This is a genomic window from Marasmitruncus massiliensis, from assembly GCF_900186535.1.
In the GTDB taxonomy this organism is placed as follows: domain Bacteria; phylum Bacillota; class Clostridia; order Oscillospirales; family Ruminococcaceae; genus Anaerotruncus; species Anaerotruncus massiliensis_A.
In genome coordinates this window covers 980,134-995,879 of record NZ_FYDE01000005.1, presented here as the reverse complement: position 1 = coordinate 995,879, position 15,746 = coordinate 980,134, and the positions used below count along the sequence as shown (strand labels likewise).

Genomic DNA, 15,746 nt, shown 5'->3' with positions numbered 1-15,746 from the left:
TTTATTATCATATTCGATTTTCGTCAAAAAGTCCAGATGTATTTCCTAAAGGAATGCAAAGCGGCAGCCCTTTTGACTGCCGCCTTGCATTTCTTATGCAGATTCTTATTCAAACAGTTCCCCGTCAATGATTTTAACGGTCCGCTTCGCATGTGCGGCCACCGACAGGTCGTGGGTGATCATAATAATCGTGTTGCCCATTTCGTTGAGTTTGCTGAAAAGCTCCAGAACTTCCAGCCCTGTCGCGGAATCAAGCGCACCGGTAGGCTCGTCGGCAAGCAGGATGGCGGGATGCCCAACCAAAGCTCTGGCGATTGCGACCCGCTGCTGCTGTCCGCCGGAAAGTTCGTTCGGCCGGTGGGTCAGGCGGTCGGACAGGCCCAGCATGGCGATCGTTTCGGCGCAGTCCGCCGCAGCCTGACGATGGCTCATGCCCCTCAGCAGAAGCGGCATGATCACATTCTGCAATACCGTATACTTGGGGATCAGATGGTATTTCTGAAATACAAACCCGATTTTCCGGTTGCGGATTACCGTCAGTTCATCGTCCTTATAGGTATGGATGGGGCTTCCGTCCAGCATATATTCCCCCTGGTCCGCCCGATCCATACATCCGATCAGGTTCATCAGTGTTGATTTTCCGGAACCCGACGGCCCCAGAATTGCCAGAAACTGTCCGCGTTTGACGGTCAGGTCAATATTTTTCAGTACCTCAAGCCGCGCGCCGCCCATGTCATAACCTTTGCACACGCCGCGCATCTCGATCATATTTTCACTTGTTTCAGCCATCAGCCCACCACCTGTATGGAAATAAAGTAATCATCACCGGAATCGCTTTTTTGGAGAGTGGCTGTAATAACGGCGCCGACCTCCAGCTGTGAGAAGCTCAGTTTTGTGCCTGTATTGCCAGCCGCATATACCGGCGTTTTAACCGGAATCAGACAGATCTTTGTCTCCCCCGATTTTTGAAACGTTGCTGTGAAAGATTGCCGCCCGCTGCCGCTTGCGCCGCTCCGCCGGGCGGCTGAATCACCCTTGCCGCTCCCGGAGCGCGTCCCGTCCTGCGTCTCCGAAAGGGCATCCCCCTGTATTTCAGGAAGGTCACCGCCCTGCGTATCCGACGGGGGAGTTCCCTGTTCCGCAGAAAACGGTGAAGCAGGTTCGCCCGCTGACTGCCTTCCGGAAGAACGGTTCTGTCCGCCGCTCTCTTCCGCCTTTTCCCGGTCAAAGTTCTGCCTGCCGGAGCCTTCAAGCTCGCCCAGTTCAAGGGTCATCTCATTCCCCCGAATCTCTTTAATTTTCCCGGATATCTGATATTGCCCTTCGGCAAGCGCCGTTTCCTGCCGGACAGTCTGCTCTTTCCCCATCCAGCTTAGTACAGCCGTCTTAGCGTCTTCGACAGAAGAACAGCCGGAAAAAATCAAGAGTACTGTAAGAACCACTGTCAGCCATTTTTTCTTCATATGCATCACTCCGCGTTCAGCGCTTCGATCGGAATTAGTTTGGAAGCTTTCATGGCCGGATAAAATCCGAATACCGTCCCTGTCAGGATAGCAAACACTAAAGCCATTATCCAGCCCTGCATCGACGGCTCCACGCGCATGCCGAACTGCTGCACAAGCGGCAGCAGCCCGAAGCTGAGCCCGATGCCGGCCACGCCGCCGAAGGTGCTGATCATGTTGGCTTCAAACAGAAATTCGAGCAGGATGTCATGTCTGGAGCTGCCAAGCGCTTTTAGAATCCCGATTTCCCGGGTGCGCTCCTGCACCGATACAAACAGCACATTCATGATGCCGATTCCGCCTACGATAAACACAATGGAGGCAACCGCGATCAGCAGCATCGAGAGCGTTTTTGCCGACTGTGCGGCGGCTTCCATTTTGCTTCCCGCATCGGTAATGGTAAAGCTTGAGCCTGTATAGCTGGACGTCAGAACGGTCTCGATATTTTCCGAAACCTCCGGCACCTTGTTGACATCGCCGGCAATCACGGTGATCTGGGGGCTGATACTGCTTCCCATCACATATTTTTTCGCGGTAGAGTAAGGCACAAAAATCGCCGTGTCGGGGCTGATTCCCGATGCCATCGAGCCCATCTGGGAAAGGACCCCGTTCACTGTGAACGACCTGCCGTCTATGTAAACCATGCTGTCGTAGGCCTCCATAATCGTATCGAAAATTTCCAAAGCCAGACTGTATCCTAAGATGCAGATTTTTTCCTCATTCCCGTCGTTTTCATCTGTGATAAAGTCCCCAATCGCCATGGTCAGATTGCTCATGTCCTGATATTCCGGCTTTACACCCGCTACCGTATATTGCGTCTCTTCCTCAAGGTTTCCGCCTGTCACACTGGTTTTTGTGGAGGCGGAAATGGAAGCGGCCTCCACATCCGGTACAAAGAGCAGAATATCTTCCACATCTTCCTCGTCCAGCGTGACCGTCTTCCTTAGAGCGGACGTGCCTCCCATACCGCCCATCTGACCTCCGGAAGAACGTCCCCCGCCCGATGCCCGGCCGCTGCCGCCCGAACGGTTGCTCCAGGAGCGTTCACCCCCCATATCAGGCGGCATCCCTCCCCCCATTCCAGGGCCTGCCATCATGTTGTCCATGTCAATCTGCCCGGCATATACAACATCGATTGCACCGGCGGAAAGGTTTTTAAACTGATCTTCCACGTCCGCCTGACCGCCGCGCCCGATGGCAATGACCATCACGATGGTCGCGGCCCCGACAATAATTCCAAGAGAGGTTAGAATCACCTTAAATTTGTTTTCTGTAATGTTTAGCCATACCAAATGCAGCAGTTCCGTCAGTCTCATCTGGTCTGCACCTGGCTTTCAATCAGGGCGGTGTCCCCTTCCGAAAGGCCGGACTTGATTTCCACATTGCGCCCATCCGAAAATCCTGTGGTTACTTCCACCTGTCCGACCGCGCCGTCCGAGCCTTTCACCTTGACAGATTCCTTGCCGCCGTCGCTGATGATCGCCTTATTGGAAACATAGAGAACGTCCTTTACTTCCTTTGTGATGAAGGTGATTTCACAGGTCATCCCCTCATATATCTGCGAAGCATCGCCGTCCAGTTTTACATTGACGGTGTAGCTGACGGTTGAGGATCCCGAACGCGCGGGCGTAATGGAGATGGAATCGATGGTGCCGGTAAATTTAAGTTCCTCGTAAGCGCTGAATGTAACATTCGCAGTGTTGCCCAGTTTCACATCGGCAATGTCCTCCTGATCAATGGTGACCACCGCGTAAGCATTCTGCGGGTCGGAAAGGGTAACCAGTGTAGCGCCCTTGGAAACCTCATCCCCCTCTTCACAGCCAAGGCTCATGACCAGCCCGTCGCAGGTGGCTGTGAGGATTCCGCCGTTTAAGTAAGGAGTTAACTCATCAATATTCTTCTGAATTTCCTTCAGCTCCAGTTGAGCGGTTTTTAAGCTGATATCATTCTGCGCGAGTTCTGTATCGTAAATGGTCTGCGCATTCTCCGCTGTGACAAGGCTGCTGTTTTTATCCGCTTCCGCCGTGGTTTCATCCAGTTTCATGCTGGATTCGAGGCTTTTGAGCGAAAGGGATTTGCTTTTGATACTGCTCTTCGTAGAGGAAATCTTATCTTTGAGGCTTTCCTCTTTCTCGTCGTAAGCGTCGTTATAATCGTCGTACTTGTCTTCTGCGCTTTCCCATTTGCTGTAAAGGTTTTTGATGGCACGTATTGTCTCGGAGTCGAGGTCGCTGTCCGTTACTCCGTCATAGGCGCCGCTGATATCGGTGTCGGATGAGCCTGTGGAAAGGCCGAGACTGCTGTCTGCCGCATTCAGCGCCTCAATCAGGGCCGCTTTTGCCTCATCCGCGTTTTGGGCGTATTTTTTAAGGGTATCATCCATATCGTCCAGTTCATTTTCATAGTCATTCAGCGTATCGCCAAGCTCCGAAAGCTCTGATTTAGCATTTGCATATTCATATTCCGCCTGATCCAGCGTGATTTCATAGGACTGATCGGCTGTTTCCCCTTTGAGGATACTGCTGTCCAAGGTAGACTTTGCTTCCAGTTCGGAAACTTTTTGATCGAGCTCCGCTTTTTGAATCGACAGTTGCTGCTTTTCGTAGCTCAACTGGAGCGTTTCCAGTTCATCCTGCAAATCCTCGGTGGAAAGCTGGATCAGCGCGTCCCCTTTTTTTACGGACTGTCCCGCCTTGACAAGCACCTTTTCCACCTTGGCGTCAATTTCCGTATCAATTGTAACTGCCTTAATGGTAGCAGACCCCGTCTCACTGACCCCCACCGTCAGATCGCCCTTCTGAACGGCAGTCTCTTTATAAACCGTCTGTGTTTCCTCTTTTTTGGTCCCGCCAAAAGTAAATGCTGTCAGCACACAGGCGCTGAGTCCGATTATGGCAGCCGCTATTGCCAGCTTTTTGACCGGCAGCTTCCGAAGCTGTTCCGTCATCGCAAGATCCCCCTATCATTTGTGCAGTCCGCTTTTGATTCTTTGAGACGATTGTAACGACGCATTGTGTGTGAATTGTGTGAAACAGTGCCGGGTTCGACAAAAAATCCGCGAGTGCCCAAAGGCTCCCGCGGATTCAATTGAACAGCGATTTTACGCTCAAACCAGGATGTGGAGGGGATCCTGTTCCTCATCATTCAGATCAGAAAGCTCCAGTTCAAACCAGAATTTTACACCCTTGTCGATATTTTCCACCCCGTAACGCTGCCCGTGCGCCTCCATGACAACCTTCACAATCGCCAGCCCAAGGCCATAGCTCTGGGTGCCTCTTGTACGGGATTTATCCGCCCGGTAAAAACTTTCAAACAGGTTTTCCAGATCTTCCTCGGCAATATGGTCTCCGGTGTTTATCACAGACACATGGCATTTCCCGTTCTGCCGGCCCGCGGCTATTACAACGGTTCCGCCGGGGGGCGTATACTTCACCGCATTTTCAAACAGATTTGTCACGACCTGTTCGATCTTCTGATAATCGGCGTATACAATGAACTCCTCGTCCAGTTCTTTTTTGGCGGTAACATTCTGCCGCTCCGTTATAATGCGCTGATTGTTAATGACCTGATCGAAAACTTCGCTTAAACAAAAAATAGACTTTTCCACCTGGTCAATGCCGTTTTCCAGCTTGGAAAGGTTCAGCAGCCGCCCCACCATTTGAGAGAGCTTGTTCCCTTCACCGATAATGATTTCGCAGTATTCCTGGAGATGGTCATTCTGCGCGCTTTCGGCAATCGCTTCCGCATAACTGATCATCAGCGTCAGCGGCGTTTTGAAATCATGGGACACATTCGCCACAAACTGCTGGCGCATACGGTCGGTCTGCTGCTGGCGGACAAGATCGTTTTGCAGCACCTGGTTTGCTTCCACCAGCTTTTCAATGGAGGCCTCCAGTTCTTCGGACATGTGGTTGATGCTGGTCCCCAGCATGGCAATTTCATCGCCGCCTTTAATTTCACAGCGGTCGGAAAAATCCATTTTGGCTATCTGCCCGGCTACCTTCTGTATCTGCTGGATCGGTTTTGTAACGCGCGCAACCACGAAGTAAATGATGACCGACCCGATCAGCAGGATGCCGATTGAAAGAAGCGCCGTATAGATGACAGCCAGATCCGCCGTGGAACGGATAAAATCCTTCGGCGTCTGCATGAAGAGATAGAGGTTCGCATCCAGCCTGGTGGCAAGGGTGATGTCCATGCGTCCGTTGCCGCTTCGCGCTCCAAACCCCTGCACATCGAACGATTCATCCAGATCCTGAATCCGGGTCAGAAGTTCTTTTTTCCATTCCTCCATTTTATTGCTGGGCACCATGGGCGGTAGGTCACGCGGCACTTCCGATGAGCGCCCCTCGCCTTTGTCCGCGCGGGAATGGTAAAGGACTTTCAGGGAACCGTCGTCTCCGACGGAAAAAACGCTGACCAGAGTGTTTTCGTTTTCGATGAGGCTGATTTCGTCATAAAACGTCTCGCTGTTCTGCTGATAAGCCTGCCGGATCTGATTTGCGCTTTTCTTCAGCTCCCCGATCTTATTGGACTGATAAAAGCCGGCAAACAGGGTGGAACCCATCACCAGCAAAACCACAACATTAAACAGCAGAATCAGAATGATGACAGAAAACAGCTTGCGCCGGATTCCCCATTTATTCCAGCCACTCAAATTTGTAACCAACCTTTCGCACTGTCACAATATTTTTGGAGTAGCGGCCAATCTTAGCGCGCAGGCATTTGATATGGGTGTCAACCGTCCGGTCATCACCGTTATAATCCATATCCCACACTGTGCAGATGATCTGATCCCTTGTCAGAACAATGTTCGTGTTTTTAATCAGGTAATAAAGCAGATCAAACTCCTTAGGTGTCGTAATGATCTTTTTATCATCGACCAGCACCGTGCGTTCACGGTAAAGCACTTTGATACCGCCTACCGAAACATCGCTCATATCATTTGAGGTGGTGCGGCGCAGCAGATTCTTGACCCTTGTCACCAGAATCATCGGGGAAAAAGGTTTCGCAATATATTCATCGGCCCCCATGCGGAATCCGGCCAGTTCGTCCACCTCGCTGTCCCGCGCCGTCAGCATCAGGATCGGAACGTCCGACTTGCTCCGGATCTCCCGGCAGGCGTCATATCCGTCTTTATTGGGCATCATGACGTCCAGCATCACAAGGACGACATCCTCGTTGTCCTCAAAGCGCTTGACCGCTTCTTCCCCGTCCGCGGCTTCAATGACTTTAAAGCCCTCCCGCACAAGATAACTTGCCACCAGCTGCCTGATTTTTGCTTCGTCTTCCGCCACCAGAATTTTACTGTCCATTACGCTCACCTGTCCTGTCAAGTTGTTCTTTTCAGTATGAGGTAAAATTGTGTGCAAAATGTGATCTATTGATTTCCAATCTGCGATAAGTAACCGGATTTTTATGATAAATGCGATAAAAAATAAAAAACCGCAGGCAAGCCTGCGGTTTTTCCTGCAATTTACTTTACAATTTCACCAAACACTTCACCGGCACAACCGGCAGCGTTTGCTTCATCGGTATCAATATGCATGGCAAGCGCAAATTTTTCACTGACACGGACTACCACGTCGCCGAACACCAGCGGACGGGAACAGGGAGAAACCTTTACAGAAACAATTTCTTTGTCGGAAACACCAAATACTTTTGCGTCATCGGGAGTCATATGGATATGCCGTTTTGCGGCAATCATCCCTTCTTTGAGTTCCACTTCGCCGGCAGGGCCAACCAGCTTGCAGCCGGCGGAACCAGCAATGTCTCCGGACTCACGGACAGGCGGCGTAGCGCCAAGTGTCCTCGCATCGGTCAGAGATACCTCAATCTGGGTCGCGGGACGAACCGGCCCTAAAATTGAAACACCCGGGATGGTTTTTTTAGGTCCGACTACATCAACCTTTTCCACACATGCAAACTGTCCCGGCTGTGAAAGATTTTTTTTGTTGGTAAGCGTCGCGCCTTTGCCAAACAGAGTCTCCAAATCCTCCTGTGTGACATGAACATGACGCGCAGAAGTTTCAACAATAAATTTTGCCATTCTGATGTTTCCTCCTATAAGAAAAGAATTTACTCATATCTAGTTTTATTTTAAGCCTTATGCAGGTATATTGCAAGCATTGTTAAACTTTTATCATAGTTTTCTGACATTGAAAATTGTGGTATAATAGCCGCAAGGCGGCTATTATACGTTTATGGCCAAGGTGATGCGCTCGTAAAGCTCGCTCCCGCCCCAATGGCCAATGATACCACTGCATGCTTTGCGTTTGTGGTATCATAACCCGGAAAGCAACAGAGAGGAAGACCAGGAATGATTGAGAATTTCGAAGAACTGCGCGAGGCTGCTCTTGCCTGCCGTGGATGCAAGCTTTGCGAAACGCGCACAAACGTGGTGTTCGGTGTCGGAAACCCCAAAGCGAAAGTCATGTTCATCGGCGAAGGGCCCGGAGAAAACGAGGACCTGCAGGGTGAACCTTTCGTAGGCCGCGGCGGGCAGCTTCTGGATAAAATGCTGGAGCACGTCGGACTCTCCCGCAAAACCAATATTTATATCGCCAACATGGTCAAATGCCGCCCGCCGAAAAACCGTGACCCGGAAAAGGACGAGATTGCCGCCTGCATCGGTTATCTGCGCAATCAGGTGTATCTCATCCGGCCCAAGGTCATTGTCTGCCTCGGGCGCATCGCCGCCTGTTCCCTGATTTCTCCTGATTTCAAAGTAACGCGCCAGCATGGTGAATTTTATGAGAAAAACGGGGTCCTGATGATGGGTACTTTCCACCCAGCGGCATTGCTGCGCAACCCGAACCAGAAGCCGGACGGGCTGGATGATTTTGTGAAACTGCGCGCGAAGCTCGATGAACTGGAGCTGGCTGAAGAGAAACTTTAACGGATCTTTGTTAAAAACGCCATTCAAACTGCGCAATTTTTTGAATTTACCGCCCCGATAAAGAAACCCTGAAAGTAAAAACTCACCATGGCCTGTCTTTCACCAAAATCCTCCCAAACGAATACCATGTGGTAACAATCGTTTTGGGAGGATTTTTATGAATAGCAATAAAAAACTTCTGCACTTTTTCCTCGGTGCGAATACGCCGCAGGGTTTTGTTTCCCGTTTTGACCAGCTTGCCGACGCATCTGACGGCTGGCGCGCCTTTATCCTGAAAGGTGGACCGGGGACCGGCAAATCGACGCTTATGAGGCGTGTTATTTCAAAAGTCGAGGAACGCTGTTCTCTTGTTGAAATGATCCACTGCTCTTCCGACGTGGACTCTCTGGACGGCGTCATCGTCCCCGCTATCAAAACCTCCATTGCTGATGGTACCGCACCTCATGCGCGGAGCACATATCCTAATAGTTCCTGATAGTTCCTGCCGGGTGCATACCGCTTCTTGTCCCCTTCATAAGCATGATGGGGGTGTATAAAGATGAACAGAGTCAAACTGATTATTACCGAAACGTTTCAGTCTTCCAATGAAGAGGAACGAAAACAGAATCTGCAAAAAGCGGTAGACCGATATCTGCTGAATACATTGCGCCGTGAAGGTAATTTGACGCACGAAGCTGACCGAGAAAATTGAATTCTTATCCGGTTTTCACAAACCGATTCCCAATGCAGGTTCAACGCGGATTCGCACAGGCATACGAGATCGCGAAAAATCCGCATCCACCGGCATTTTTGAAACAATCTTTCATCCTCCCAAGTTATTGACGGCAAACTGTGACAAGCATATAATAGCACAGGAAGCCCTGATAATATTTGGTAATTGTTCAAGAATTCGATCTATTCCTGGACAAACGGGGCGACAGGGTGAAGGGGTGTTTCTATGCATGTCAGATTAAAAAAATTCAAAAAGTTAAAATTGAAAGGCCAGCTTGTCCTTTTTGTCGGAATTCTGTTGGCCGGCACAATTGCGCTTCTCTCGATCATTTCCTATTATAGTCTCAGCAAAGCATATTCAGAAGCTATTCTCGAGAAGAAGCAGGCTTATGATGTTAAGATTAAAACCGTAACGGAAAATCTGGTCAGTGTGCTGAACGTCAACTACCAGCGGTATCAGAGCAGCGAGATTACAGAAGAGCAGGCATTGGCAAATGCGCAAAAAATCGTGCGGGACACCCGTTATGACAACGGCGAAGGATATTTTTGGGCAGACACTGCCGACGGAACATGCGCGGTACATAATAATCCCGAATATGAGGGAACCATGCGCTATAATGCAACCGATCTGAATGGTACCTATTACATACGAAATGTCATTACGGCGGGAGATCAGCCGGACGGGGGCTTTACAGAATTTTATTTTACCAAACCCGGTCAGGAGGGTTCCTTTTATAAGCGGGCCTATACGCTCAAATTTGAGCCGTACGGGTGGTACATCAGTACCGGAAACTACTATGACGAAATTGACGCCGCGCTTGCGGCCCAACAACGCGATAAATTACTTGCCGAACTTTTTCTGCTGGTCTCCAGCGCAGCAATCGCCGCCTTCGGTATTTTGTTTATGTATAAATGGGCAGGAAAGATTGCCTCTCCCATTAAAAATGTCACCGACAGGCTTCTGCTGCTTGCAAAGGGCGATGTCCATACGCCCTCAGCTCCCATTATAAAAAACAACAGCGAGACAGGCCTGCTTACACAGGCAACCGGACAGCTGATTGCAAATATGGATACCATCATCAGCGATATCACCGGCCATTTGAACGGAATGTCGCACGGAGATATGACCGCAACGGTAACATACGACTATATCGGGGATTTTGCCCCGATCAAGCGGTCTCTTGAAGAAATCTATTCTTCGCTTAACGGGACACTCTCTGCAATTTACCAGTCAGCCGATCAGGTCAATGCGGGGGCCGGACAGGTTTCTTCCAGCGCGCAGGAGCTTGCCTCCGGTGCTTCGGAACAGACAAGCGCTGTTGAGGACCTGACCTTCGCAATTGAACATGTATCCGACGCTGCCGCCAAAAACGCGGCAAAAGCCAGGGAAGCGGCTCAGCATGTCGGATTTGCGGCACAAAACATCGAAAGCTCGAACACGCAGATGAATCAAATGCTGAAAGCGATGGGACAAATTAAAACGTCTGCGGATCAGATTGCGAACATTGCAAAAATCATTGAATCCATCGCGTTCCAGACCAATATTCTTTCGCTGAACGCGTCCATTGAGGCAGCCCGTGCGGGAAGCGCAGGAAAAGGATTCGCGGTTGTTGCTTCCGAGGTCGGAAATCTCGCCCAAAAATCCTCACAGGCTGCCAAGCATGCCGCTGATTTGATTGTCACTTCCATCAACGCCGTCGATGCGGGCTCTCAGATTGCGCAGGACATGTCACAGACGATTGCCACAAGCCTCCAGGCAACCGAAGCAATCAAACAGGCGGTAGATGAAATCGACCGTTCTTCTTCGGTACAGGCAACTGCCATTGCGAAGATTACGCAAAGCATCGAGCAAATATCATCAGTCGTGCAGTCCAATGCGTCTGCGGCGGAAGAAAGCTCCGCTTCCAGCGAGGAGCTTTCGGCTCACGCAAGCGTTCTGTTCCGGGAAACCTCAAAATTTAAACTTTCGGATTCTATCTCAGAGAAAAAAGTCGGTGCCTTTCTTCAGTAAACTGAATTGGTAAAAAAGGGAAGCCTGCATAGCCGGCTTCCCTTTTTTACTGTAGTTTTCATCATTTTCGGCAGCATCCCGATAAAAGGGTCCGTCTCTTGGGCTTCACTGCGGCTGTCGGCGGATTTGCAGATGCGCCGACAGCACTGGCCTGAAATGCCAATGCAATCCACCGCATCGTTTCCCGTCTTTGACCGTAAAAATGTGGTTACAGCCGCTTTACGCTGCCGCGTACGATAAATGCCGTACAAACTTCCGCTTTGATTCGGATTGGATTTTTCTGCTGAAAACTGTCCGCCAGATTTTTGACCGCCAAAGCGCCCATTTCCTGCTTAAACACGCGGATTGTCGTCAAGGCAGGGGAAGCGATTTCGCAAAAAGGCATGTCATCAAAGCCAATCAAGGAAATATCCTGCGGGATTTTTATTCCGTGCTGTTTCAAAGCTTTGACCGCGCCAAGCGCGATAATGTCATTGTCGGCAAAATAAGCCGTCGGAAAAGCAGGGGTTCCATTGAGGTAGGCGCACATGTCCTGATAAGCACCGTCCATGGTGGGTGTCAGCCGGACGGTATAGGCTTCGTCAGGAACCAGCCGCGCATGCCGCATGGCACTCAGATAGCCCTCGGCACGATAATCAAAGTTGTTGATGGAAACCGCGCTTTTCAAATAGCCGATCTTCCGATGCCCGCAGGAAACCAGATAACTGACGGCGCCGTAAACCGAATCGGTATTGTTGATCAGCACCGAATTGAATTTCATGTTGGAAAACCAATTGTCCAGCACCATGACCGGCGGGACAGCCGACTCAAAAGGGCGCATATCCTGCTCGTCCAGTTCTGTGGCAAGCAGCAGGATTGCCGACGAATAATCCCGCAGCAAACCGTTCAGGACCGCCTCGAAATCCCTGCTGTGCTGATCCAAGCTGCATATTTCCAAAGCAAAGCCCCGCGAACGGCACTCGCCCTCCACTCCTTCAATCAATGCGCTGAAAAATGGCGTATCGGAAACAACCATGCCATGTTTTTTATAAATGACAAGTTTGATTGTTTTGACGCAGTTCTCTTTCAGATAGCCGATTTCATGCGCAATTTTCAGGATCAAATCTGCCGTCTGCTGGTTGACCCCTTTTTTATGGTTTAAAACATTAGAAACTGTGGCAAGCGAAAATCCTGACAGTTCACTGATTTTTTTGATTCCAACTTTCAAGCTGACGGCCCCTCATATAAAATTTTACATCATAATTTTATACTACGCATTTCGGGGTTTGTTGTCAACACAAATCTGACAAACAGCAGGCGCGTACATCAAAACAGATGCACGCGCCTGCCGGGAGTAAAGAATGAAAAAATCAGTGGACAACCGCATCTTTGCTGCGGGCCTGCAGCGCCATTTTTGCCTGAAGATTGCGCTGGAACTGGTCGATAATCACCGCCAGCACAATGACCAGCCCCTTAATGACCATCTGCCAGAATTCCGAAACGCCGCACATCACCATGCCGTCGTTGATGACGCCGATGACAAACGCGCCTACAATCGTTCCGCCGATCGTCCCGATGCCGCCCGCCATCGACGTCCCGCCCAGAACCGCGGCTGCAATCGCGTTCATTTCCCAGGATTCACCGGAAGCCGGATGGGACGCGACCAGCTGTGAGGCTGTAATAATCCCCACAATCGCGGAACAGGCTCCCGAAAACAGATAGACCATCAATTTCACCTGATTGACCTTGACGCCGGAAAGCTTTGCCGCTCTTTCATTACCGCCGATCGAAAACACATGCCAGCCGAACGGGGTCTTTTTCAGTACCACCGATGCTCCCACCGCAATGACTGCCAGAATAATTGCGCCGACCGGAATCCCCCAGATGTCCCGGCCAAACAGTTCAAAGCCGGTATTGCCGAGCGCCTCTTTCCCCACAATATTCGAAAAAGTCGCTCCATTGGAACGCAGCATCGCAAAACCGCGGGCGACATACATCATGCCGAGCGTCGCGATAAACGGGGCCACATTAAATCTGGTAATTAAAAATCCGTTCACAACACCGACGGCTGCCCCACAGATAATTGTGATCAGCGCAATCATGGGGACGCTAAAGTAAAGCGTATATCCGAACATCTGCAGGCCCTCATTGATCAGCCCGCCGGCAATCATCCCGCTCAGCCCCACCACCGCGCCAACAGAAAGGTCAATTCCGCCTGTGATAATGACATAGGTCATGCCGATACCGAGAATACCGTAGAGGGCAACATGCTTCGCAATCAGCAAAAGGCTTTTTGAGGTCAGGAAGGTCGGGCTTGCAAAGGAAAAGAAGACTACCAGTATAATTAATACGATAAAGGTTCTGCTTTTGAGCAGCGTCATCATCAACGCGTTTTTATTGAATTTCATGGCCCGAAAACTCCTTCTCTTTCGAATTGTGTCCATGGTGCCCTTTATAGGATGCCAGAACCAGATTGTCTTCGGTAATCTCATCCCCTGTAAATTCGGCGGTTTTGATTCCGTTGGAAAGCACGACAATCCGGTCGGCAATCGCGATGATCTCATTCAGCTCCGAAGAAATTACAATGAGCGGCAGGCCCTGCGCAGCATACTGGTTGATGATATCGAATACCTCGGTTTTCGCGCCGATGTCAATGCCGCGGCTGGGTTCATCGAGAAGCAGGATTTTGGGGCTGGTCAGGATTCCTTTCGCAATGACCACCTTCTGCTGGTTGCCTCCCGAAAGTGACAGGATCGGAAGGGATTTGTCCGCGACTTTGATATGGATTTCCCGTATCATCTGATCGATGCTTTTGCCTTCCATCCGTTCATTCAGGAAAATTCCGCGGACATACTGCTTCAGGCTGGACAGCGAGATGTTTTTCCCGATGCTCAGCGTCTGCACCAGACCCTCGCGCTGGCGGTCCTCCGGAACCCACGCAAACCCGCGTCCAATCTGTTCAGACAGGCTTTTTACGGGGATTTCCTGTCCATTCATGACAATCGTACCCGTATGCTCCGGCCGAAGCCCCATGATACACTCAAAAATTTCGGTGCGCCCGGCGCCGAGCAAACCGTAAATCCCCAGGATTTCCCCTTTTTTCAGGTCAAAGCTCACATGGTCCAGCAGATATCCACCGCCGCTTTTTGGGAGCGTCAGATCTTTTACTTCCAGCACGGTTTCCTGCCCGGCCCAATCAACGCTGTGGTCTTTTTTCGGGTAGGATTTGCCTTCGCCGGTCATCTGCCGCACAATCCACGGCAGGTCAATCCCGCAGACAGACGCTTTCGCCACGAGTTTCCCATCCCGCAGGATGGTTATATAGTCCCCGATCCGCATGATTTCCTCAAGCCGGTGCGATATGTAAACAATCGAGATGCCCGCCGCAGTCAGTTCACGCATGATTTTGAACAGCACCTCGACCTCCATTTCACTCAGTGAGGAAGTCGGTTCGTCCATAATCAGGATTTTAAGCCCCTCCTGAATCAGGTTGCGCGCAATTTCAATCATCTGCTGCTGGCCTACCCGCAGATTTCCCACCAGCGTATCGGGTTTGATGGGATACTCCAGACGTTCAAGCACCTCATGCGCCAATGCGTAATGTTTTTTATTATCAAGGAAGCAGCCGTTTTTTGTCTTTTCATTGGCCATGAAAATGTTCTGATAGACATTCAGGTTCGGAAATAAGCTCAGTTCCTGATGAATGATCCCGATTCCATATCTGCGCGCTTCCACGGTACTGCGAAAGCTGACTTGCCTGCCGTCCAGAAAGAGTTCCCCTGCGGTGGGCTGTTCAATTCCCGCGATAATTTTCATCAGCGTAGATTTGCCCGCGCCGTTCTCACCGATCAATACATTGACTTTCCCTGTATGCACATCAAAAGAAACCTGATCGAGCGCTTTCGTTCCGGGATACAATTTATCTATATTTTGCGCATGCAGGCAGATATCATTCGCTCCGTCCCGATTTTCCATGCGATGGCCCCCTCCCTATTTCACTTCGATCTGCACCGGGGTAATCAGTAATTCGTCCGCCTTATCCACGGTAAAGCACCCGACAAATTGTATCTGTTTCCCCGCAAGCGACGCGAAATCCAGCTTACTGATAACGGTGTTCTGAATGGTTTCATGCAGGCTCTGCGAAACCGCAGCATAGTCCACCTGGTTTTTGTAATCCTCGAATTTAATAAAGTCCAGAGAATCCCGCACCGCCGATCCCTTATAGACTGTCCCGATCTGTAGTTTAATGGTTTCGGGCCCGGAATAGCCGTCCAGTTTTACGGTCATATAACCTGCTTTTTTATCGGAAATAATTTCCTGGACAACAGCCGTTCCCTTTACCGTATAGCTTAGTTCCCCGGAGGTTCCCATGGAGTATTTTCCATATTTTGAGGCAAGAGACTTCAGGTCGCCGTTCGCTTCGGTCAAAAATTGTGCCAGATCCACCGCCTTTTCGTTGAGGTCGGGCAGAACCTTCGATTCCCAGATCTCCGCTACATTATCGCCCGCGTTGAATTCCACTTCCCCGGTCAGCTTTCCCTCCTCCCCTGTCTTCACGATTGTAACGCAGCCGGCCGACAGGAGAGCTATTGAAGCTGCCAAAGTAATTGCAAGGATTTTTCTCAGCATCGGAATGATCCTCCTT

General features: G+C 50.5%; 15 protein-coding genes. 4 read left to right on the top strand and 11 right to left on the bottom strand.

The window, feature by feature from the left end:
• Positions 1-105: 105 nt before the first annotated feature.
• The 7 genes from C1A10_RS12825 to pduL form a co-directional block, all read right to left on the bottom strand.
• Positions 106-789, bottom strand: a complete 684-nt coding sequence (locus C1A10_RS12825) for an ABC transporter ATP-binding protein (RefSeq protein ID WP_101910636.1) — start codon at positions 787-789, stop codon at positions 106-108.
• Positions 789-1,463 carry a hypothetical protein gene (locus C1A10_RS12820; protein WP_101910635.1) on the bottom strand — a complete coding sequence of 225 codons (675 nt, stop codon included), beginning with the start codon at positions 1,461-1,463 and terminating at the stop codon, positions 789-791. Before C1A10_RS12820 ends, C1A10_RS12825 begins: the two co-directional genes overlap by 1 nt.
• 5 nt (positions 1,464-1,468) lie before the next feature.
• A complete protein-coding gene (locus tag C1A10_RS12815) occupies positions 1,469-2,818 on the bottom strand; it encodes an ABC transporter permease (RefSeq protein WP_101910634.1) in 1,350 nt (449 codons plus the stop codon).
• Entirely contained in the window at positions 2,815-4,449 is a 1,635-nt protein-coding gene (locus C1A10_RS12810; RefSeq protein WP_101910633.1) for an efflux RND transporter periplasmic adaptor subunit, read from the bottom strand. The genes C1A10_RS12815 and C1A10_RS12810 overlap by 4 nt, the downstream gene beginning before the upstream one ends.
• Positions 4,450-4,608: 159 nt before the next feature.
• Positions 4,609-6,159, bottom strand: a complete 1,551-nt coding sequence (locus C1A10_RS12805) for a sensor histidine kinase (RefSeq protein ID WP_101910632.1) — start codon at positions 6,157-6,159, stop codon at positions 4,609-4,611.
• Positions 6,143-6,817 carry a response regulator transcription factor gene (locus C1A10_RS12800; protein WP_101910631.1) on the bottom strand — a complete coding sequence of 225 codons (675 nt, stop codon included), beginning with the start codon at positions 6,815-6,817 and terminating at the stop codon, positions 6,143-6,145. The genes C1A10_RS12805 and C1A10_RS12800 overlap by 17 nt, the downstream gene beginning before the upstream one ends.
• Positions 6,818-6,978: 161 nt before the next feature.
• The gene (gene pduL / locus C1A10_RS12795) at positions 6,979-7,551 is read right to left on the bottom strand and encodes a phosphate propanoyltransferase (RefSeq protein ID WP_101910630.1); all 573 of its coding nucleotides are present in this window, start codon (positions 7,549-7,551) and stop codon (positions 6,979-6,981) included.
• 270 nt (positions 7,552-7,821) lie between these two features.
• Here pduL and C1A10_RS12790 point away from each other — a divergent pair, with 270 nt between their 5' ends.
• From C1A10_RS12790 to C1A10_RS12780, 4 genes are all read left to right on the top strand, one after another.
• Positions 7,822-8,400 carry a uracil-DNA glycosylase gene (locus C1A10_RS12790; RefSeq protein ID WP_101910629.1) on the top strand — a complete coding sequence of 193 codons (579 nt, stop codon included), beginning with the start codon at positions 7,822-7,824 and terminating at the stop codon, positions 8,398-8,400.
• 157 nt (positions 8,401-8,557) lie between these two features.
• Positions 8,558-8,875 carry a P-loop domain-containing protein gene (locus C1A10_RS12785; RefSeq protein WP_101910628.1) on the top strand — a complete coding sequence of 106 codons (318 nt, stop codon included), beginning with the start codon at positions 8,558-8,560 and terminating at the stop codon, positions 8,873-8,875.
• A 63-nt stretch (positions 8,876-8,938) separates the two neighbouring features.
• A complete protein-coding gene (locus tag C1A10_RS18525) occupies positions 8,939-9,091 on the top strand; it encodes a hypothetical protein (protein ID WP_180951132.1) in 153 nt (50 codons plus the stop codon).
• Positions 9,092-9,337: 246 nt separating this feature from the next.
• Positions 9,338-11,122: a methyl-accepting chemotaxis protein gene (locus C1A10_RS12780; protein WP_101910627.1), complete on the top strand. Its 1,785-nt coding sequence runs from the start codon at positions 9,338-9,340 to the stop codon at positions 11,120-11,122.
• Positions 11,123-11,330: 208 nt separating this feature from the next.
• On the opposite strand, the gene C1A10_RS12770 is transcribed toward C1A10_RS12780, so the two are convergent.
• The 4 genes from C1A10_RS12770 to C1A10_RS12755 form a co-directional block, all read right to left on the bottom strand.
• On the bottom strand, positions 11,331-12,329 hold the full coding sequence (locus C1A10_RS12770) for a LacI family DNA-binding transcriptional regulator (protein WP_101910625.1): 999 nt from the start codon (positions 12,327-12,329) through the stop codon (positions 11,331-11,333).
• A gap of 142 nt (positions 12,330-12,471) precedes the next feature.
• Complete coding sequence (locus C1A10_RS12765) at positions 12,472-13,509, bottom strand: ABC transporter permease (protein ID WP_101910624.1); 1,038 nt, start codon at positions 13,507-13,509, stop codon at positions 12,472-12,474.
• Complete coding sequence (locus tag C1A10_RS12760) at positions 13,496-15,076, bottom strand: sugar ABC transporter ATP-binding protein (RefSeq protein ID WP_101910623.1); 1,581 nt, start codon at positions 15,074-15,076, stop codon at positions 13,496-13,498. Before C1A10_RS12760 ends, C1A10_RS12765 begins: the two co-directional genes overlap by 14 nt.
• A gap of 15 nt (positions 15,077-15,091) precedes the next feature.
• Entirely contained in the window at positions 15,092-15,730 is a 639-nt protein-coding gene (locus C1A10_RS12755; RefSeq protein WP_101910622.1) for a DUF2291 domain-containing protein, read from the bottom strand.
• Between the last annotated feature and the right edge of the window lie 16 nt (positions 15,731-15,746).

Coding starts and splice junctions, on each gene's coding strand:
- C1A10_RS12820 (WP_101910635.1), bottom strand. CDS start 1,463: ATGAAGAAAAAATGGCTGACAGTGGTTCTTACAGTACTCTTGATTTTT.
- C1A10_RS12815 (WP_101910634.1), bottom strand. CDS start 2,818: ATGAGACTGACGGAACTGCTGCATTTGGTATGGCTAAACATTACAGAA.
- C1A10_RS12800 (WP_101910631.1), bottom strand. CDS start 6,817: ATGGACAGTAAAATTCTGGTGGCGGAAGACGAAGCAAAAATCAGGCAG.
- C1A10_RS12755 (WP_101910622.1), bottom strand. CDS start 15,730: ATGCTGAGAAAAATCCTTGCAATTACTTTGGCAGCTTCAATAGCTCTC.
- C1A10_RS12785 (WP_101910628.1), top strand. CDS start 8,558: ATGAATAGCAATAAAAAACTTCTGCACTTTTTCCTCGGTGCGAATACG.
- C1A10_RS12760 (WP_101910623.1), bottom strand. CDS start 15,076: ATGGAAAATCGGGACGGAGCGAATGATATCTGCCTGCATGCGCAAAAT.
- C1A10_RS18525 (WP_180951132.1), top strand. CDS start 8,939: ATGAACAGAGTCAAACTGATTATTACCGAAACGTTTCAGTCTTCCAAT.
- C1A10_RS12780 (WP_101910627.1), top strand. CDS start 9,338: ATGCATGTCAGATTAAAAAAATTCAAAAAGTTAAAATTGAAAGGCCAG.
- pduL (WP_101910630.1), bottom strand. CDS start 7,551: ATGGCAAAATTTATTGTTGAAACTTCTGCGCGTCATGTTCATGTCACA.
- C1A10_RS12765 (WP_101910624.1), bottom strand. CDS start 13,509: ATGAAATTCAATAAAAACGCGTTGATGATGACGCTGCTCAAAAGCAGA.
- C1A10_RS12825 (WP_101910636.1), bottom strand. CDS start 789: ATGGCTGAAACAAGTGAAAATATGATCGAGATGCGCGGCGTGTGCAAA.
- C1A10_RS12790 (WP_101910629.1), top strand. CDS start 7,822: ATGATTGAGAATTTCGAAGAACTGCGCGAGGCTGCTCTTGCCTGCCGT.
- C1A10_RS12810 (WP_101910633.1), bottom strand. CDS start 4,449: ATGACGGAACAGCTTCGGAAGCTGCCGGTCAAAAAGCTGGCAATAGCG.